The organism is Pedobacter indicus, from assembly GCF_003449035.1.
Lineage (GTDB): Bacteria > Bacteroidota > Bacteroidia > Sphingobacteriales > Sphingobacteriaceae > Albibacterium > Albibacterium indicum.
This window is the reverse complement of record NZ_QRGB01000001.1, coordinates 813,828-833,100: the sequence shown is the minus strand read 5'-3', so window position 1 is coordinate 833,100 and position 19,273 is coordinate 813,828. Positions and strand designations below refer to the sequence as shown.

The 19,273-nt window shown below is 40.3% G+C and carries 17 protein-coding genes; 3 read left to right on the top strand and 14 right to left on the bottom strand.

Annotation, left to right across the window (positions count from 1 at the left end):
- The first annotated feature begins 50 nt into the window (after positions 1 to 50).
- Entirely contained in the window at positions 51 to 3,020 is a 2,970-nt protein-coding gene (gene infB, locus D3P12_RS03890; protein WP_118193766.1) for a translation initiation factor IF-2, read from the top strand.
- Between the two features lie 88 nt (positions 3,021 to 3,108).
- Here infB and D3P12_RS03885 read toward each other — a convergent pair whose 3' ends face one another.
- Positions 3,109 to 4,926, bottom strand: a complete 1,818-nt coding sequence (locus D3P12_RS03885) for an ABC transporter ATP-binding protein (protein ID WP_118193765.1) — start codon at positions 4,924 to 4,926, stop codon at positions 3,109 to 3,111.
- A gap of 197 nt (positions 4,927 to 5,123) precedes the next feature.
- On the opposite strand from D3P12_RS03885, the gene D3P12_RS03880 reads away from it, so the two are divergent.
- On the top strand, positions 5,124 to 6,287 hold the full coding sequence (locus D3P12_RS03880) for a pyridoxal phosphate-dependent aminotransferase (RefSeq protein WP_118193764.1): 1,164 nt from the start codon (positions 5,124 to 5,126) through the stop codon (positions 6,285 to 6,287).
- A gap of 4 nt (positions 6,288 to 6,291) precedes the next feature.
- A complete protein-coding gene (locus D3P12_RS03875) occupies positions 6,292 to 7,134 on the top strand; it encodes a prephenate dehydrogenase (RefSeq protein WP_118193763.1) in 843 nt (280 codons plus the stop codon).
- Here D3P12_RS03875 and D3P12_RS03870 read toward each other — a convergent pair whose 3' ends face one another.
- From D3P12_RS03870 to D3P12_RS03810, 13 genes are all read right to left on the bottom strand, one after another.
- The gene (locus D3P12_RS03870; RefSeq protein ID WP_118193762.1) at positions 7,135 to 7,635 is read right to left on the bottom strand and encodes an acetyl-CoA carboxylase biotin carboxyl carrier protein subunit; all 501 of its coding nucleotides are present in this window, start codon (positions 7,633 to 7,635) and stop codon (positions 7,135 to 7,137) included.
- Between the two features lie 49 nt (positions 7,636 to 7,684).
- A complete protein-coding gene (locus D3P12_RS03865) occupies positions 7,685 to 8,392 on the bottom strand; it encodes a 16S rRNA (uracil(1498)-N(3))-methyltransferase (RefSeq protein WP_118193761.1) in 708 nt (235 codons plus the stop codon).
- Between the two features lie 11 nt (positions 8,393 to 8,403).
- Positions 8,404 to 9,717, bottom strand: coding sequence for a hemolysin family protein (locus tag D3P12_RS03860; RefSeq protein WP_118193760.1), 1,314 nt, complete (start codon positions 9,715 to 9,717; stop codon positions 8,404 to 8,406).
- 1 nt (position 9,718) lies between these two features.
- Entirely contained in the window at positions 9,719 to 10,267 is a 549-nt protein-coding gene (locus D3P12_RS03855; protein ID WP_118193759.1) for an inorganic diphosphatase, read from the bottom strand.
- An 11-nt stretch (positions 10,268 to 10,278) separates the two neighbouring features.
- A complete protein-coding gene (locus D3P12_RS03850; protein WP_118193758.1) occupies positions 10,279 to 10,917 on the bottom strand; it encodes a DedA family protein in 639 nt (212 codons plus the stop codon).
- Between the two features lie 104 nt (positions 10,918 to 11,021).
- The gene (locus D3P12_RS03845) at positions 11,022 to 12,401 is read right to left on the bottom strand and encodes an NADH-quinone oxidoreductase subunit N (protein ID WP_118193757.1); all 1,380 of its coding nucleotides are present in this window, start codon (positions 12,399 to 12,401) and stop codon (positions 11,022 to 11,024) included.
- 36 nt (positions 12,402 to 12,437) lie between these two features.
- Complete coding sequence (locus D3P12_RS03840; RefSeq protein WP_118193756.1) at positions 12,438 to 13,889, bottom strand: complex I subunit 4 family protein; 1,452 nt, start codon at positions 13,887 to 13,889, stop codon at positions 12,438 to 12,440.
- Positions 13,890 to 13,906: 17 nt separating this feature from the next.
- Positions 13,907 to 15,826: an NADH-quinone oxidoreductase subunit L gene (gene nuoL / locus D3P12_RS03835; RefSeq protein ID WP_118193755.1), complete on the bottom strand. Its 1,920-nt coding sequence runs from the start codon at positions 15,824 to 15,826 to the stop codon at positions 13,907 to 13,909.
- Between the two features lie 19 nt (positions 15,827 to 15,845).
- Positions 15,846 to 16,166 carry an NADH-quinone oxidoreductase subunit NuoK gene (nuoK, locus tag D3P12_RS03830; RefSeq protein ID WP_118193754.1) on the bottom strand — a complete coding sequence of 107 codons (321 nt, stop codon included), beginning with the start codon at positions 16,164 to 16,166 and terminating at the stop codon, positions 15,846 to 15,848.
- 3 nt (positions 16,167 to 16,169) lie between these two features.
- Positions 16,170 to 16,667, bottom strand: coding sequence for an NADH-quinone oxidoreductase subunit J family protein (locus tag D3P12_RS03825; protein ID WP_118193753.1), 498 nt, complete (start codon positions 16,665 to 16,667; stop codon positions 16,170 to 16,172).
- 5 nt (positions 16,668 to 16,672) lie between these two features.
- A complete protein-coding gene (locus tag D3P12_RS03820; protein WP_118193752.1) occupies positions 16,673 to 17,194 on the bottom strand; it encodes a NuoI/complex I 23 kDa subunit family protein in 522 nt (173 codons plus the stop codon).
- 12 nt (positions 17,195 to 17,206) lie between these two features.
- On the bottom strand, positions 17,207 to 18,244 hold the full coding sequence (nuoH, locus tag D3P12_RS03815; protein ID WP_118193751.1) for an NADH-quinone oxidoreductase subunit NuoH: 1,038 nt from the start codon (positions 18,242 to 18,244) through the stop codon (positions 17,207 to 17,209).
- Positions 18,245 to 18,262: 18 nt separating this feature from the next.
- Complete coding sequence (locus D3P12_RS03810; protein WP_118193750.1) at positions 18,263 to 19,273, bottom strand: 2Fe-2S iron-sulfur cluster-binding protein; 1,011 nt, start codon at positions 19,271 to 19,273, stop codon at positions 18,263 to 18,265.

Here is a 19,273-nt window from a genome sequence, read left to right as displayed (position 1 = left end):
CTAAAAAAGTATACTTTTGTAACAACTAAATAAAGAGGTAATAATAATAAATGACAGAAGGTAAAAGCATAAACTTACTGAAAGCAGCCAAAGAATTGAACATTGGCATCGCTACAGCTGTTGAATTTTTAAATAAAAAAGGCTACGATATTGAATCAAAACCTAACACAAAATTGAACAGTGAGATGTACGATGTTCTTCTGAAAGAGTATCAGGGGGATAAAATTGTAAAGGAAGAAGCAAATCAAATAGTGATTGGCAAAATCCGTCGGGATGAAGCACCAGCCGATACAAACCCCTCTGAACCCGAAAAAAGTGCTGACTCAGAAGAAATCCTTATTAAGAACAGTACGTTCAGTCCTCCTGTTGAGCCTACCAAAGCGCCTCATAAAACGGGAGAAGAAGAGGATTCTTCTTCAACCCATAAAGGAGTTAAGGTTGTTGGAAAAATAGATCTTGATAGTTTAAAGCGTGGAAAATCTGGAAAACCAAAAACAATAGAAACTAGTAAAGACACAAAAAAAGAAGAAGAAAAGTCAGTAACTTCTACACCAGACACGCCGAATGAACCTAAACCTGTTAAAACACCAGTTCGCGACGAACAGGTAGACAAAACAGAGGAACCAAAAGAGGAAAAAAAGGAAACAACAGCTCCACAACCCCAAAAAGAAGAAATTCCTGCTGAAAAGGAAGAAAAACAAGAGAAAGAGGTGAATGCACCTTTAGCCGATAAAGAAACGCCAAAAAAAGAAGAGAAACGAGATGATAAAGTTTCTTCAGACGAAAAGCCAATCACTCCGGCGGCTGATAACGTATATCGTACTAAAACAGTTCGTCTGGCCGGCCCTCATGTAGTTGGAAAAATTGAACTCCCAAGTAATACGCGGAAGAAGAGCCAGCCAATTGCCTCTTCTACCGGAGCGGGAACAGATCACAAAAGAAAACGGAAACGGAAAGAAGTAAGTAACCGCGGCCAGCAGCCCGGCTCGGGAAATCCGGCTCACCGTAGCGGTGGTCCGAATAAAGGTGGCCAACAAAATCGTGGAAAAAGTGATTTCCATAAAGGAAAAGGTCGTAATCATCCTCCTGTTAAGAAGGAAGAACCTACAGAAAAAGAGATTCAGGATCAAATTAAAGCGACACTTGCTCGCCTAAGCGGTGCTGGAAAGTCTGGAAAATTTGCACAGCGTGCAAAACTAAGAAGACAGAAACGGGACGATGTAGCGTTATCCGCTGAGGAAGCTGCAATGGAACGTGAACTGCAATCGAAAGTTTTACGCGTTACAGAATTTGTTACAGCGAATGAGCTTGCTACTCTATTAGATGTACAAGTAACACAAATTATCTCTACGTGTATGAGCCTTGGCTTGTTCGTCTCCATTAACCAACGCTTGGATGCCGAGACAATAAGTATCGTTGCCGAAGAATTTGGCTTTGAGGTTGAATTCATCAAACCTGAAGACGAAGAGACTTTTGACTTAGAAGAAGAGGATAATCCTGATAATCTGGTTCCTAGATCTCCTATCGTGACCGTAATGGGACACGTTGATCATGGTAAGACGTCTCTCCTTGATTATGTTCGTAAATCTGATGTAACAACGGGCGAAGCGGGGGGGATTACTCAACATATAGGAGCTTACGAAGTAACACTAGAGGATGGCCGTAAAATAACTTTCCTAGATACACCTGGCCACGAAGCATTTACAGCGATGCGTGCTCGTGGTGCTAAGGTTACGGATATTGCCATTATTGTTATTGCAGCAGATGATAGTGTCATGCCGCAAACGAAAGAAGCGATCAACCATGCTCAGGCTGCAAATGTTCCTATCGTATTTGCATTTACGAAGATTGATAAACCGGGTGCAAATACAGACCGGATAAGGGAGCAACTGTCTACTATGAACATCCTGGTCGAAGAATGGGGTGGAAAATATCAAGCACAGGAGATATCTTCTAAAACAGGAGAGAACATCAATCTATTGCTTGAGAAAGTTCTTCTGGAGGCAGATTTACTGGAGTTAAAAGCTGACCCAAGTAAACGGGCAGTTGGCTCAGTTGTAGAAGCGGAATTGGATAAAGGCCGAGGTATTGTAACAACGGTTCTTATCGAGGCTGGAACATTACACATTGGTGATGCTATTTTAGCTGGATCCCATAGCGGTAAAGTTAAAGCTTTAACCAATGAACGTGGCAAGAAAGTGACGACCGTGGGTCCATCCTCGCCAGTACAGATTCTAGGTATGACGGGGGCACCGACTGCAGGAGATGCTTTTTATGTTTTAGAAAGCGAATCGGAAGCACGAAGGATTGCCAATCAGCGTCTACAGTTACAACGAGAGCAAGGTTTACGCACGCAAAAACATATTACACTAGATGAAATTGGCCGTCGACTCGCCATCGGTAACTTTAAGGAGTTGAACGTAATTGTAAAAGGAGACGTGGATGGCTCAATCGAAGCACTTTCCGATTCACTGATTAAATTATCTACCGAAGAAATCCAAGTAAATGTTATCCATAAATCGGTGGGTCAAATTTCAGAATCAGATGTTTTATTAGCTTCTGCATCAGATGCTATCATCATCGGTTTCCAAGTTCGACCATCAACCGGAGCACGGAAACTAGCAGAGCAAGAACAGATTGACATTCGACTCTATTCTATTATTTATGATGCAATAGATGAATTAAAATCTGCTATGGAAGGAATGCTGGCACCGAAGTTTGAAGAGAAGATTGTTGCCAATGTTGAAATCCGTGAAACCTTCAAAATTTCTAAAGTTGGAACTATTGCGGGTTGTATGGTATTAGATGGTAAGATCAACCGCAACCATGACATCCGCATTATCCGTGACGGTGTTGTTGTTTATACTGGAAAACTTGCGTCACTTAAACGCTTTAAAGATGATGTGAAAGAAGTATCAGCAGGATATGAATGTGGTTTGAATATCGAGAAGTTTAATGATATTAAAGTGGGAGATATTGTAGAAGCCTACGAACAAGTTGAAGTGAAGCGTAAGTTGTAATGTAATCAACTCACATATTTATAATAGAAAAAGCGCAAGAATGCATTATCATCCTTGCGCTTTTTCTATTATTGTCAATTTTAATAAACTAACTATAAAATTGCTGCATTTCGATCAGCCGGCAATACAGTCCTTTTTTCTCAAGCAGCTGGCTATGGGTACCTTGCTCTATAATCCGGCCCGCATCAAGTACGAAGATTTTATCAGCCTGTTGTATCGTGCTCAACCGGTGGGCAATTACCAAACTCGTTCGGTTTTTCATTAACTTGTTCAAAGCTTCCTGAACTAGTTGTTCAGACTCTGTGTCTAACGCCGAAGTAGCTTCATCAAGCAAAAGTATCGGAGGGTTCTTTAATACCGCGCGCGCAATACACAGACGCTGCTTCTGTCCGCCGGAGAGTTTGATCCCCCGGTCACCAATGTTCGTCTGATATCCGTCTTCTGTATCCATGATAAATCCATGAGCATTTGCGATCTTCGCAGCTTCTATGATACGTTCTTCGGCAACGTTTTCCAATCCGAAGGCGATGTTATTTGCTATTGTATCGTTAAATAGCACCAGGTCTTGATTAACGATACCCATTAAGTTTCTAAGAGAATCAACCTTGACGTCCTTTATATCATGTCCATCCAATAAAATTCTGCCGCTCGCAGGATCCATAAAACGAGGAATCAGATCCATCAAAGTAGACTTCCCTCCACCAGACGGCCCGACCAACGCAATGGTTTTCCCCTTGGGAATAACAAGGTCGACATCTGATAAAATCGTCCTATCGCCATAGCTAAAACTGACATTATCTAGTCTTATATCGGACTGAAAATCGTCAATCGTTACTGCGTTCTCAGAATCTACGACTTGAGGCCTTTCATCAATCAGCTCAAGGACTCGCTCTCCAGCAGCTATACCCGAATGAATATTGCTAAAAGAACTTGTTAATGCTTTTGCTGGCCTCATCACTTGCGAAAACAAAGCGATATAGGCGACGAAGGTTCCGGCCGTAAAACTCGGATCCTTATTAATTACTAAATTACCTCCATAAAGCATAATAATGGCTACCATCAGTACACCCAGGAACTCAGAAACAGGTGATGCTAATTGTTGCCTACGAACCATCCTACGACCTATTTTTGAATAATATACGTTTTCGTCGTCGAAACGTTTCTTAACAAAGTTCGTCGCATTGAACGCCTTAATAATTTTAACACCAGATAATGCCTCATCCAGATAACTTATCATCCTGCCATATACTGTCTGAGCCTCGGTTGCTTGTTGTTTCAGCCTCTTAACTATCAAAGAAATAAAAAAACCCGACACGGGAATGATCAAAAGAGCAAACAAGGTAAGTTCCAATGACATCATTAACAAGCAAACGATATAAAATATGAGTTGCAAAGGCTCTTTAAACACCACTTGCAATGTTCCTGTCACAGAGAATTGTACCACCTGCACATCTGATGATATTTTCGAAATAATATCACCTTTCCGCTGGTTATTGAAATAACCGATATGCATATTCATTACGTTATCGAAAACCGTTTTTCTTAAATTCAGCAGAGTATGAATACGCAAATTTTCAATAATACGCTGTGACAAATAACGGAACGCGTTACTTAATAGAACAGAAATGACAATTACGACACAAACGATTTTCAATGCTTCATAGGGACCGAAGTTTATACTCATTTGTTGTGCATAATAATTAAACCAGTCAATAGCATTCCATCCATCGGGTCGGCTTAACAGTTCCACCTCTTCATTCGCCGAGAAAAGTGTATTGAGCAAAGGACCGACTAAAACCAGATTGAATGTACCAAACAAAACAGAAAGGAGCGCACAAAGTATATAAGGGATTGCAAATTTCTCGATCGGCTTTGCAAAGGAAAGTAATCTAAAGTATGTTTTCATAAATAATATAAATCTCACAAAGGTACTAAAACCATAAGTAAATAAATTAGATTAAGATGCTGATCGAAAAAACGTTCTCTAGCGATAAAAACATCAACAGTTAGCGGTTCTATTTGTAAATTCATCAGATTATTAATAAAACCTCATTAATAATTAGCAAATCATTATTAAGTTTACATGCTTAAAATAAAATCGATATGCAAGTGAAGATTGCCGATAGACTTCAACAAACAACGGAATACTATTTCTCGAAGAAGTTGAGTCAAATTGCGGAAATGAATAAAAATGGTGCTAACGTGTTAAACTTGGGGATCGGTAGCCCTGATCTCCCTCCCCCACCAATTGTTATTGAAACTCTTATTCAAGAATCTCAAAACCCACATAACCATGCATATCAAAGATACAATGGAGCACCCGAATTAAGGAACGCAATCGCTCAATGGTATGATCGAGAATATGGGGTATCATTGGACGCCGAAAAAGAGATTCTACCTCTAATCGGGTCCAAGGAAGGGATTATGCATATATGCATGACTTACCTTCAAGCAGGGGATGAAGCATTGGTGCCAAATCCCGGATATCCCACTTACACCTCAGCAGTAAATTTGAGTGGAGCCACACCGCGATTCTATGAACTGAATGAAGAAGACCAATGGCTGCCAGATTTGGAAAAATTAGCAAAGTTAGATTTAAGTCGCGTTAAGATCATGTGGGTCAATTACCCTCAAATGCCTACGGGCGCCAAAGCAAATCATGATTTCTTTGCGAAGCTTGTTAGGTTTGCAAGTGAAAACAACATTCTTCTCTGCCATGACAACCCTTATAGCTTTATTTTAAACGACGAACAAATCAGTCTTTTATCAATTGACGGTGCTAAGGAATGTGTGCTGGAATTGAATTCTTTCAGTAAAACATTCAATATGGCAGGATGGAGAATCGGGATGCTTTTAGGCAACCAAGAGCGGATATCTGAAATCTTACGCTTTAAAAGTAACATGGATTCTGGTATGTTTTATCCGCTCCAAATTGCGGCAAGCAAAGCTCTGTCGTTAGAGAAAGACTGGTATCAAAAAATCAATTCAGTATACAAAAGTCGTCGGCTAAAAGTGTATGAATTACTCGATATCCTGAATTGTTCGTATAGTGAAGATCAAGCAGGAATGTTCGTATGGGCTAAAATTCCTGAAAAATGGCAAGACTCTTATGAACTGGCAGACGAAATTCTCGATCAGGCGCATGTATTTATAACTCCTGGTGGGATATTCGGTTCACAAGGCAATCGCTATATTCGCATAAGTCTTTGTGCTACCGAAGATTTCTTTGAAGACGCCATTAACCGTATAATTTCAAGTAGAAAGTAAACAGATGAAAGTAACTATTATCGGACTAGGACTTATCGGTGGCTCAATTGCAATTAAACTGAAAGAGGCAAACTTCGCAACCACAATAACCGGAGTCGACAAAAGCAAAGCAAATCAAGAAAAAGCTTTAAAGCTCAATATTGTTGACACCATCGCTGAACTGGAAAAAGGCATTAAAGATGCAAATCTCATCGTGTTAGCCATACCCGTTGACGCAATCAAGCTATTACTACCCGGTGTACTTGATCTGGTTACCGACAAGCAGGTAGTAATGGAAATGGGGTCAACTAAACAAGAGATTCTAGCTTCTGTTGATCAGCATCCTAAACGCGGGCGACTTGTCGCTTGCCACCCTATGGCCGGAACTGAATATTCAGGACCAGAAGCAGCTATTCCAAATTTATACGACGGAAAAAATATGGTGTTTTGTGATGTCACCAAAACGGATGAAGATGCTTTTGAACTGGCAGAGAATGTATGTGAGGCTCTTGAAATGAAACCCATATTTATGCATGCTAAAGAACATGACCTGCACGCAGCATATGTTTCTCACATCTCGCATATAACCTCATTCGGATTAGCCTTAACTGTATTGGAAAAAGAAAAATCACAAGGTAGAATTTTTGAACTGGCAAGTGGTGGTTTCGCATCAACGGTCCGGTTAGCAAAAAGTTCTCCTGAGATGTGGGTTCCTATTTTCGAACAAAACAGAGAACATGTTCTAGAAGTACTCAGAGAGCAACTGAAACAATTACAGCATTTTCACGATTTATTAGAAAAAGAAGACTACCCCGCAGTGCATAAGCTCATTAAACAGGCTAATAAAATCAAGCGTATTATTAAATAGTTACTCAAAATAGAGAAGGGGTTGGCCTTTCTCTATTTTATCGCCTTTTTTCACTTCGACAGACTTTATAGTTAGATCCGACGGAGCCTTAATCAAGTTCTCCATCTTCATCGCTTCAAGAACCAGTAATTGGTCTCCCTTTTTAACCTCATCACCTGCGTTGACCAATATATCAAGGACCAACCCTGGCATGGGGGCTTTTAAGTCTTTAACCGCTGCTATATCGTTCACCTCTATCCCCAGCCTTTCTAAAAGACGGTCCTTCTCGTCCTGTAGACTAACACGGTACTCACTCCCATTAATCAACATCAAGACGGTCTTCGTTCGCTCATCTTTCTCCATGATCTCAATCTGAAAGCTTTGGTGGTTTAAAATTAAATGATAGCAGTTCGCTGAAATTTCATACAAATCGGGTTCTAGACGAATACCGTTAACCAACGTAGCATCTCCGTCTGCAATTAATTCAAAAGAAAGCAAGTCGTTAACAAGTGCTTTTTTCATTGATGAACCCTGATTAATTAACAAATCTACCCGTCAAGATAGGAAAAATTTATCGGTTTATAATGGCAGTCTCAAGACAAGCTATAACTCCCGCCGTTTCCGTCCGCAGACGAGTAACTCCCAAACTAATAGGCTGACAACCCAAACTAAGCGCCATTCCGATCTCTTCAGTGCTAAAATCCCCTTCTGGACCAATTAGAATCGTTACATCCTCGCCAGGTTTCACCTGTTCATTAAGATAAGCCTTTTCTCCGGCATCACAGTGAGCAATGAAGCACTTCGCATCCGTTTCAGTTTTCAAAAAATCTCCTATTTTCCGAGTATCATTTAGTTTCGGAAGAAAACTTTGCTTCGATTGCTTCATCGCCGCGATTAAAACCCGAACTAAGCGATCTGATTTTACATCTTTTCTTTCCGAATGCTCACAAATAATGGGAGTAATCTCATCAACGCCAATTTCGGTTGCTTTCTCCAGAAACCATTCATAACGTTCTATGTTCTTTGTTGGTGCTACAGCAACATGAATTCTGTAGCTACTACGGCGTCGTTGTTCATTAAAAGAGCAAATGCTTAATGATGTACGTTTGGGGTGTGCATCAATAATCTCCGCACGAAAACTGCCCCCTTTGCCATCGACCAGAACAACGGTGTCCCCAACCTTTAAGCGCATTACACGGATGCAATGTTTACTTTCTTCTTCGGACAATGTATATGCCGAGGCCTCAGGGTCAATATCTGGTGTATAAAATATATGCAATTTTCCTATGGTTATTCCTCGCCATCATCCTCAGTGACTTCGAGTCTCTCCATCTTGACAGATTCAATATTTTGCTCTGTTTTTTTCAAAATTGTGAAAGCATAGCCGTGATATTGTTTGCATTCACCCACGTCAGGAATCTTATCAAACAATTCGCTTACCAAACCAGACACCGTGTCATAATCATTACTTGGAGGAAGTTCATGCGGAAGAAACTCGTTCACATCATGAATACTTGCAGATGCTGTAACAATATATTCTGTCTGCGACACCTGTTCAACAATTGGGTGCTCCTCATCATACTCATCCTGAATTTCCCCTACCAACTCTTCAACGATATCCTCCAGAGTAACCATCCCCGACGTTCCACCAAACTCATCCAACACAATCGCTATCTGAATACGCTTTAATTGAAACTCCGTCATCAAATCGTTGATCTTCTTCGTTTCTGGGATGAAATAAGGCTTTCTAATTATATTCTTTAGTTCAATCTCCTCTTTATCCACTAACTGAGGCAACAGATCTTTTGCATGAACAACGCCGACGACCTTATCTATCGATCCATCATAAACAGGCACCCGAGAATACCCCTCGCTAATGATCGTGTTCAACAGAAGCTCTTTCGGGCTGTCGATATCAACAGCTGTAATTTTTGTTCGAGGAACCATCACATTCTTCACAACACGCTCATTAAAGTCAAACACGTTCTTAATAAGCTCATGTTCGGTCAAGTTAAGGGCACCAGACTCTTTCCCTTGATCCAATAAGTATTGTAGCTCTTCCGAGGAATGATGAACCTCATTCTTAGTTGGACCAAATCCTAGAACCTTCAAGAGTAAATTAGCAAAACCATTCAGCACCCAAATAACCGGCCTAAACAGCATATAAAAAAATCTCAGTGGAACTGTCAACGCCATGGTGGTGCCTACAGGACGCTGAATAGCGATCGACTTCGGCGCCAATTCTCCAAATACAATATGTAAAATGGTGATGATGCTAAAAGCTAAAATATGACCTAGATTTGTCTGTAAAGATCCTGAAAGCTCAATATTAAATAAACCAAAAAAGTTTGCAACGATTTGTGTCATCACAGCTTCACCTACCCAGCCAAGCCCTAAAGATGCAAGAGTAATCCCAAGCTGCGTCGCTGCTAAATAACCGTCCAAATGATTCGTTATGTGTTTTGCGATATTTGCTACATTACTACCAGCTCTTGCTCTGACTTCAATTTGAGATGCTCTGACTTTTACAATTGCAAACTCAGCAGCAACAAAAAATCCATTCAGGAAAACCAAGAAAAAAGTAACAAAAATTTGAAAACCCATGTTATGATTTTTGGTTCACAAATAGCTCTTGATAGAGTTCTAAACTCTCCTCAATTACTTTTAAGCCGTAAGACCTATCAAGAAGCTGCTCCACCGTAACATTTTTTCCCTCCAATGCTTTGTAATCCTGGAAGAAACGTACGATTTCCTTCATCGTATGTGGTGGCAATTCACTTAAGTCATTGATATAATTAACAGACATATCATTCTTCGCTACCGCTATAATCTTATCATCCTGCTCACCATTGTCAATCATATGCATCACACCGATAACATTCGCTTCAATCAAAGTCATCGGGTGCACATCCACCGAACACAACACTAAGATATCAAGTGGATCTTTATCGTCACAATAAGTTTGTGGAATGAATCCATAATTCGCCGGATATATTACTGAAGAAAACAGGACACGATCTAATTTCATCAGTCCACTTTCTTTATCAATTTCGTATTTTGCTTTCGAGCCTTTAGGGATTTCTATAATTGCATTTACCGACGAAGGCACGTTGTTTCCAGGAGAAACCCCATGCCATGGATGCTTGTAACTCATATTTATTACTATTATTTATTTTTATCTTTTTTTAAACTTTTTCGAACAATGGCTATAATAACAGGTACCGTTGTAATCGATATGAAGCCTATTATTATATACTCAATATAATCTACTATTTGAGGAAACTGCTGTCCTAAGAAGTAACCCGAAAGCGTCAGAACCGATACCCAGAGAATCGCTCCCCCAATATTCAGAATCGTAAACCTCTTAAATTCTACCCGGACAACACCCGCAAATATTGGAGCAAATGTACGTATAATTGGCATAAATCTTCCTAATATTAAAGCAAGGGCACCGTATTTATGATAAAACTCTTCGGCCGTTACAATATATTTTCGTTTAAATAATAAGGAATCTTTCTTTTTGAAGAGCATCGGCCCCGTTCGTCGGCCAAAATAATAACCCGTATAGTTGCCCAAAATTGCTGCGCCTAATAATCCTCCACATAGAGTATAAATGTCAACCGCCAGCAATCCGGAAGCACAGAACAAGCCTGCTAGAAACAACAGATAGTCTCCCGGAAGAAAAAAGCCAAAGAATAGACCTGTTTCAGCGAAGACCACAATCAACAGAAGATAAAAACCACCAGTCTTTAGCAGTGTTTCAGCATCCATCAATTGTTGAAATGATGACCAAAATTCGTGCATATAAATACTTATGCTACGAATATATAAAAATAAATAGCTAGATTTTATGATTATCTGAAATACTGAACCCCTAGACGTCCTTTATAACAAGATCGTTGTAGACGCTATACTATCCCTGAAATAATTGCTGGATACAAGCCGACCAATATTGTTAATATCACCGCGATCGCAAACACGAATTTATAGTTTGTATTTAGAGAGATTGCCTCTCTTTCTGAAGAGCGGAAATACATCGCTACGATAACCCTGAAATAGTAAAAAATACCAATACAAGCATTGATAACAGCAAGCACAAGAAGGACAATATGATAACCGCTCAAAGCCGCAGTAAACATCATAAATTTGCCCACGAAACCCGCTGTAAGGGGAATGCCTGCTAGTGATAGCATAGCTATAGCAATCGTAAATGCTAAAAATGGGTTTTTCTTTGCTAAGCCATTAAAGGCTTCGTATAATTCACCTCCATGTGCACGCTTTACCAGAATGAGCCCGCCAAACGCGATGATTGTAGCTAGAGAGTATGCTCCCACATAAATAAAGATCGCATTAGCCGATCCACCGCCCATACTTAAGATAGCAAACAGCATATAGCCTATATGGGATACGCTAGAGTATGTGAGCATTCTCTTAAAGCTTTGCTGCATAAGTGCTGTAATATTTCCTATAAAGAGTGTGATGACCGACATGACCACTAATATCGGAGTCCAAAACTCTTGCAAGGGCTCGAAACAGAACCAAAATAAACGTAAGAAGGCAGCTATTGCTGCAACTTTAACAACCGTGCTCATAAACGTTGTAACAAGAATTGGTGACCCGTCGTATACATCTGGCACCCAAAAATGAAAAGGAGCCGCACCAACCTTAAACCCTAAACCAACAATCATTAAAATGATACCTGTATAGAACATCGGGGAAATTTGATCAGGATTGTTGAGCACATAGTCTTGAATCTCCCTTAAACCAAATGACCCGGAAGCCCCATATAAAAGAGCTATGCCAAACAATAAAAACCCTGTGGAGAAGGCTCCCATAAGAAAATATTTTAGAGAAGCTTCATTCGAGGCATAATCGCTTTTCCTTATCCCGGCCAGAATATATAGTGCTACTGACATAATCTCGATTCCGATAAAAAGCATAGAAAGATTGTAAAAAGAAACAACGATCAAAGCTCCTGTTAAAGAAAACAGCATTAAGGCATAATATTCAGCCAAATGTTCGCCTACAGAATCAAAATAGTCTTTAGATAATACAAAAATTAAGATCGTTAATCCGATCATCAATAATGAGAAAACCAGAGAAAAATGGTCAAACAAAACCATTCCACTATACAATGGTTCTGCAGATTGCGACCATAAATAGACACAAAAGCCACCCGAGACCAATAATCCGAGCACAGATATCGGTAATATGCTCTTAGGTACCTTAAAGACACCCAAGTATAATACGAGAATAGCTAATAAAGAAAGCGTTATAATTGCACCCATATATGATATCTTTTATTCGAGAACCCCGAAATATTTTTATTTAATTGTTATTTGATTAATCAAATCAGTTACAGCTGCTTCTGAAACATTTAGTAAAGGTTGTGGATAGACTCCGATACCGATTACAAAAATCACCAATACAACGAACACAACTACTTCGCTACCCCGTAAGTCCTGAACCTGAATATTCGCAACAGCGCTATTTTCACCCAACATGGTCTTCTGGTACAAACGCAACATATAAGCAGCACCCAATATCAATGTCAAACCGCCGAAAACAGCATACCAGATACCCGCATTATACACCCCGACAAGCAAGAGGAATTCACCAACAAAACCGTTGGTAATCGGTAAACCAATAGCTCCCATGACAAGCACTAAGAAAAACACAGCCAGTTTAGGCATTGATGTAGCTAGTCCGCCCAGCTCCGTAAGTCTTTGCTGCCCCGTCCGCTGAATGATGATATCGACTACAAAAAAGAGCCCGACGACGTTGACTCCATGGTTGAACATTTGAATCATCGCACCTTGTACTCCCTGAACATTCCAGGCAAAAACCCCAGCCCCAATCAATCCCACGTGGGCGATAGAGGAGTAAGCTATGAGTCTTTTAATGTCTTGCTGCATGAGTGCAATTATTGAAGCATACACTACTCCAATGATTCCCAGTACCAAACAAATCAAACCGTATTTCTCAAAACCTAATGGAGATATCGGAATCAACCAACGGATTAATCCGTATACACCCATTTTCAGCATAATACCGGACAAGAGCATTGTGCCTATTGTCGGAGCTGTTGTATAGGTATCCGGTTGCCAGGTATGAAACGGAAAAATTGGCATTTTAATCGCAAAAGCAACAAAGAAGGCAAGGAATACCCAGCCTTGACTTTCGGCGTCAAGAGCTAGTTGATAGAATGACGTCAACTCAAAATCTCGTCCCGGTGTTTGGAAGTATAAAAATATAATCGCAATAAGCATCAATAGACTTCCAAAGAAAGTATAGGCAAAGAATTTGAGGTTAACTTTAATTTTATTTTCGCCACCCCAAATCGCGCAGATAAAGTAAATAGGAATTAAAGCAGCTTCCCATCCAACATAAAACACGAAAGCATCCAGTGCCATAAAGACCAATAAGAGGCCAGCTTGCATAAAAAACACAAGCGCATATAGCCCACCTTTATAATCGTAGCGAAAACTTGACAAGATGATCAAAAAAATTAATAGGTTGGTCAAGATTACCAAGGGCAGGCTAATGCCATCAATTCCAATATGAAAGTTTATACCATAATTCGGTAACCAAGGCACCGAACTCACAAATTGCATAGATGCATCAGGTACAAAGTTCACTATAAAAGGTAAAGTCAATACCAATGTCAAAACCGAAATAACCAAAGCTATTAGCTTCGCTAGTCTAGTTTGCTTAACAAATGCAAGTAGCGCAGCACCTATAAGTGGCAATAATAAAAGAATGTATAAATTGTCCATTTACTTCGTTATTTCTTTTAAATCGTATAAACACCATAGAGTAATAGAGCAACAACCCCTAATACCATTAAAAATATGTAAAAGCCCACATTTCCAGACTGCAGCAACCTAACACCTTTTCCGGATTCCGCGACACCTCTGCCCACACCGTTAACAAATCCATCGATACCGGCTTTGTCGATGATCTTATAAAAGAAAATCGATAGTTTGTTCAGTGGACCAACAATGAGCCCATTATATATCTCATCTACATAAAATTTGTTATAAGAAAGGCGCTCTAACAGTCCTCGTAACTCACTGTCTGACTTCGGCAGAGCCTGATTTTTAATGTAACGATTGTACGCTAAAAATGCCATAACGATAGCAGCTATCCCAGATGCCCCCATAAGAATATACTCCGTCCTATGTGCTAAAGTGAATGGTTCGATAATCAACGCTGAGTCCACAAAAATCGGCTCTAAAAAAGAAGCTAAGGAAGCCCCGCCACCTAAAGCAGCAGGAATATTGATCAAGCCGCCAACAATCGACAATACAGCCAGAATAATCAACGGTATCCGCATTGAGGTAGGCGATTCATGAAGATGCCGCTCCTGCTCACTTGTTCCTCTGAATTTGCCATAAAATGTAAGGTACAGCAAACGGAACATGTAAAAAGCTGTAAAAAGCGCAGCAATAAACCCGCCCACCCACAGTATAGGATTACTCGCAAATGCATGTGCTAAGATTTCATCTTTCGAGAAAAAACCCGACAAAGGGGGTATACCAGCAATTGCTATTGTTCCGATAGCCATGGTAAAAAATGTTACGGGCAACTTGCTCTTCAAACCGCCCATAAGCCTCATATCCTGTTCATCGGACATCGCATGAATCACTGAACCAGCTCCCAAGAACAACAGCGCTTTAAAAAACGCATGCGTAATAACATGGAAAAGTGCACCCGTAAAAGCACCTACCCCCAAGCCAAGAAACATATAGCCTAGCTGAGACACCGTCGAATAAGCTAAAACTTTTTTAATGTCATTCTGCGTTATTGCAGTAGCCGCCCCAACGATCGCCGTTGCCAGACCCACAATCGCAATAATATCCATGACTACCGGTGATAATGCAAAGAGAATATTAGACCTGATAATCATGTAGACGCCTGCAGTAACCATAGTCGCTGCGTGAATCAACGCAGAAACTGGTGTAGGACCCGCCATCGCATCAGGCAACCAGGTAAATAAGGGAATTTGTGCCGATTTACCTGTTGCCGCAATAAACAGCAACAGAGTAATCATTACCACTGCTGTATCTCCGGATACCAAGTTCTTCGCCTCTCCAAACACACCGCTGAATTCAATGCTGCCGAAAGTGACAAACATCAAAATCACCGCTATTAAAAAACTTAAATCCCCAATTCGGTTCATAACAAAAGCCTTCTTTCCTGCGCTTGCAAAAGAAGAATTTTTATACCAAAACCCAATCAACAGATAGGAACAAAGACCAACCCCTTCCCAACCAATAAACATAACCAGGTAATTCGAACCTAAAACCAAGAGAAGCATGAAGAAAATAAACAGGTTCAAATAAGAGAAAAACTTATTGAAACCCGCGTCATGCTTCATGTATCCGGTAGAATATACGTGAATCAGGAAACCAACTCCCGTTACAATCAACAACATAATCGAGCTCAGCGTATCGACTAAAAAAGAAAGTGTAATATCCAGTGAGCCGACTTGAATCCAGTCAAAGATCTTTATCTCGAAAGAGGCATCTTCGCCTGCCTGACGTGCCTGATATACATCGTAAAATATGGAGCAACTAATTAAAAAAGAGAGTAAAACGACGGCCGACGCAATCAATCCTGCAACGCTCTTTGGCAATATATTACGAAATAGGCCGACAACGAAAAAACCAACTAGGGGCAAAAGTGGAACCAACCAAATTAAATCTATCATAAAGCGCTTTGAATTTTAATTACCACTTAAGTCTATTTAAAATATTGATATCAATGGAACGAGTATTTCGATATACCATCATAATAATAGCCAGACCAACCGCTACTTCTGCTGCAGCCAGCGCCATTATAAAGAACACGAATACCTGACCAGATGGGTCGCCATGAAAAACAGAGAAAGCTACTAACAGCAAATTCACAGAGTTCAGCATTAACTCGACAGACATCATTATAACAATCACATTTCGACGTGTTAACACACCGATAACACCCACCGCAAAAATTAAACTACAAAAAAGAATATAGTGGTTTAATGGAACACTTTGTATTGCTTCAAACATAATTTATACGTTTTTTTTGTCTTTTTTACCCAATAATACCGCGCCGACCATTGCTGTCAACAAAAGAATAGAAGAAATCTCGAATGGTAACAAGAATTCTTTAAATAACACTTTCCCCAGGCTTCCTACCAAACCGATTTCCGGTTGTGTGATTTCCACCGGGGCTGAAGTCTGCAAGAATTTATAAGATCCGGCTAAGGTTACAACCAGGCACATACCCGCAATAACTCCTACTAGCTTCAGCAAAACTGACTTCATGGGTTCACTGTCCTCATTCATATTCAATAACATGAGCACAAATAAGAACAACACCATAATCGCCCCCATATACACAATAAAGTTAACGACGGCGAGAAATTGAGCGTTCAGCAAGATATAATGAATGGTAAAAGTAAAGAAAGTAATTACGAGGTAGAGGACACTGTGCACAGGGTTTTTACTAACGATCGTCATCACAGCAAAAAACAGCGAAAGAAAGGCTACAAAATAGAATATTGTCATATAAATTATCGATTAGCAGGAAGCTCCTCCAAATTAATAAATGGCTGTTCCACTAGTTTATCCTTGCCATAGATGAAATCCTTTCTCAAGCTTGCAGGAGGCACATGTGGTCCGTCCAGATAAATTGCTTCTTTTGGGCACGCTTCTTCGCAGAGGCCACAAAATATACAACGGAGCATGTTAATTTCATATACCGCTGCATATTTTTCCTCGCGATACAGATGCTCTTCCCCTTTTTGGCGTTCCGCAGAAATCATGGTAATGGCTTCCGCCGGGCATGAAAGCGCACATAAACCGCAAGCTGTACAACGCTCTCTCCCAAACTCATCACGCTTCAAAGAATGCAAGCCTCTGAAATTCTTTGCATATTCCCTTTTTTCTTCAGGATACCGAACGGTATTTTTTTTCATAAAAAAGTGTCGCAAAGTAATTCCAAGCCCCTTAAAAATTGCCGGAAGATACATTCTCTCCCAAAAATTCATGGGCTTTTGTTCTATAACTTTTTTCCTATTACTAAGTGATTGCATAGCGATCGTTAATTAGAAAAATTTATCCTTCAAAATAATAAATACACCCGTTAACACTATATTAGCTATTGCCAACGGAATGAGTATCTTCCATCCCAAGTTCATCAATTGATCATAGCGAAACCTCGGCAATGTCCACCTAATCCACATAAAGAAAAAGATAAATGCAAAGATCTTAATGAAAAAGACGATGACCCCAATGATCGTAATCCAGTTCTGAGATAGCCCCAGATCATACATAAATGGAAAATTATATCCACCGAAATAGAGCGAAGCCATCAAAGCCGACGAAACAAACATGTTAATATATTCTGAGAACATATACAGTCCCAATTTCATCGACGAATATTCAGTATGATAGCCCCCTACAAGCTCTGTTTCACATTCCGGCAAGTCAAAAGGAACACGGTTACATTCTGCAAATGCACAGACTAAGAAAATCAAAAAGCCAAAAGGTTGTGACCAGATGTTCCAATTTACAAATCCACTCTGCTGTGCTACGATCTCACCGATAGACAAGGTCTGAGTCACCATTAACAAAGCAATAATTGACAAACCCATGCTAAGCTCATAGCTAATACTCTGCGATGCCGCACGGATAGCCCCCATTAAAGAGAACTTATTGTTCGAAGCCCATCCACCCAACATAATGCCATATACGCCCAGAGCTACAACACCAAAGATATATAGGATACCTACATTAATATCCGCAACCTGCAGCTCGATAACCCGGTCACCGATTGTCAAGCTCTGTCCCCAAGGTATCACCGCACTACCGATACAAGCGGTAATAATAGCTAAAGTAGGGCCAAGAACAAAAAGGGTTTTATGTGCACCTGCCGGAATGATTTCTTCCTTAAAGAAGAATTTACCGCCGTCACATAAAGGCTGTAAAATACCAAAAGGCCCCGCTCTTTCAGGACCAAATCTATCTTGCATAAAACCTGCTACCTTTCGCTCAGCTAAGGTAGAGTACATAGCAATGACCAATGTGATCACGAATACCACCACAATCAGTACAAATTTCTCTATGACGAAAGCTAATTCCATATTTTCTTCGTGGCTTAACTATTTTAATTTCTCAGAACGTTGTAATTGTTTTATATTTCCTTCTTGGAGAGTCAGATTCTTCTTTATTACAGGCTTCGGCACAAGTTGTTCATAATGATTGGCAGAAATTACTGAGGTGTTCTTTACTTTTTTTGGCCCCTCGATTATCCAATCTGATGTTTCCTTTTTGTCGAATCTACATTCATTGCAGATAAAATCTTTAACTTCTCCAAACTCATCTTTTCTACCCGTAACACGTAGCACCTCTTCACCTTTATACCACAGAGTTACTTTACCCGAACAGGTCGGACAATCCCGGTGAGCTTCTACCGGTTTCGTGAACCATACACGGTTTTTAAACCGGAATGTTCGGTCGGTTAGAGCCCCTACCGGACAAACATCAATCATATTCCCCGAAAAATCATTATCAACCGCTTTGCTGATATAGGTTGATATTTCAGCAGCGTCACCTCTCCCCAACACACCATGAACACGATTGTCTGTAATCTGATCAGCTACCATCACACAACGGTAACACAAAATACAGCGAGTCATGTGCAACTTTATTTTGTCGCCAATATCGATCTTATCGAAAGTCCGTCGTTCAAAATCATAGCGAGTATTCTCTAGTCCATGCTCATAACTTAAATCTTGCAGATGACATTCACCCGCTTGATCACAGACAGGGCAATCCAATGGATGATTGATTAAAAGAAACTCTACCACGCCTCTCCGAGCTTCAATTACTTCCGGAGAGGTAATATTTTGCACTTCCATCCCATCCATCACCCCCGTTCTGCAAGATGCTACCAATTTAGGCATCGGCCTCGGATCTTTCTCCGAACCCTTACTCACTTTTACCAAACAGGTTCTGCACTTCCCTCCACTACCATCCAGTGTTGAATAATAGCACATTGCCGGCGGAACAATATCTCCTCCGATTTGACGTGCAGCATTCATGATCGTTGTTCCCGGAGCCACCTCAACCAGGATCCCATCTATTGTTACTTTTATTTTTTCTTCCGTCAT

What these genes read in the sequence shown, in the direction of transcription:
- infB (WP_118193766.1), top strand. Translation starts at nt 51, where the DNA reads ATGACAGAAGGTAAAAGCATAAACTTACTGAAAGCAGCCAAAGAATTG.
- D3P12_RS03885 (WP_118193765.1), bottom strand. Translation starts at nt 4,926, where the DNA reads ATGAAAACATACTTTAGATTACTTTCCTTTGCAAAGCCGATCGAGAAA.
- D3P12_RS03880 (WP_118193764.1), top strand. Translation starts at nt 5,124, where the DNA reads ATGCAAGTGAAGATTGCCGATAGACTTCAACAAACAACGGAATACTAT.
- D3P12_RS03875 (WP_118193763.1), top strand. Translation starts at nt 6,292, where the DNA reads ATGAAAGTAACTATTATCGGACTAGGACTTATCGGTGGCTCAATTGCA.
- D3P12_RS03870 (WP_118193762.1), bottom strand. Translation starts at nt 7,635, where the DNA reads ATGAAAAAAGCACTTGTTAACGACTTGCTTTCTTTTGAATTAATTGCA.
- D3P12_RS03860 (WP_118193760.1), bottom strand. Translation starts at nt 9,717, where the DNA reads ATGGGTTTTCAAATTTTTGTTACTTTTTTCTTGGTTTTCCTGAATGGA.
- D3P12_RS03855 (WP_118193759.1), bottom strand. Translation starts at nt 10,267, where the DNA reads ATGAGTTACAAGCATCCATGGCATGGGGTTTCTCCTGGAAACAACGTG.
- D3P12_RS03850 (WP_118193758.1), bottom strand. Translation starts at nt 10,917, where the DNA reads ATGCACGAATTTTGGTCATCATTTCAACAATTGATGGATGCTGAAACA.
- D3P12_RS03845 (WP_118193757.1), bottom strand. Translation starts at nt 12,401, where the DNA reads ATGGGTGCAATTATAACGCTTTCTTTATTAGCTATTCTCGTATTATAC.
- D3P12_RS03840 (WP_118193756.1), bottom strand. Translation starts at nt 13,889, where the DNA reads ATGGACAATTTATACATTCTTTTATTATTGCCACTTATAGGTGCTGCG.
- nuoL (WP_118193755.1), bottom strand. Translation starts at nt 15,826, where the DNA reads ATGATAGATTTAATTTGGTTGGTTCCACTTTTGCCCCTAGTTGGTTTT.
- nuoK (WP_118193754.1), bottom strand. Translation starts at nt 16,166, where the DNA reads ATGTTTGAAGCAATACAAAGTGTTCCATTAAACCACTATATTCTTTTT.
- D3P12_RS03825 (WP_118193753.1), bottom strand. Translation starts at nt 16,667, where the DNA reads ATGACAATATTCTATTTTGTAGCCTTTCTTTCGCTGTTTTTTGCTGTG.
- D3P12_RS03820 (WP_118193752.1), bottom strand. Translation starts at nt 17,194, where the DNA reads ATGCAATCACTTAGTAATAGGAAAAAAGTTATAGAACAAAAGCCCATG.
- nuoH (WP_118193751.1), bottom strand. Translation starts at nt 18,244, where the DNA reads ATGGAATTAGCTTTCGTCATAGAGAAATTTGTACTGATTGTGGTGGTA.
- D3P12_RS03810 (WP_118193750.1), bottom strand. Translation starts at nt 19,273, where the DNA reads ATGACGGAAGAAAAAATAAAAGTAACAATAGATGGGATCCTGGTTGAG.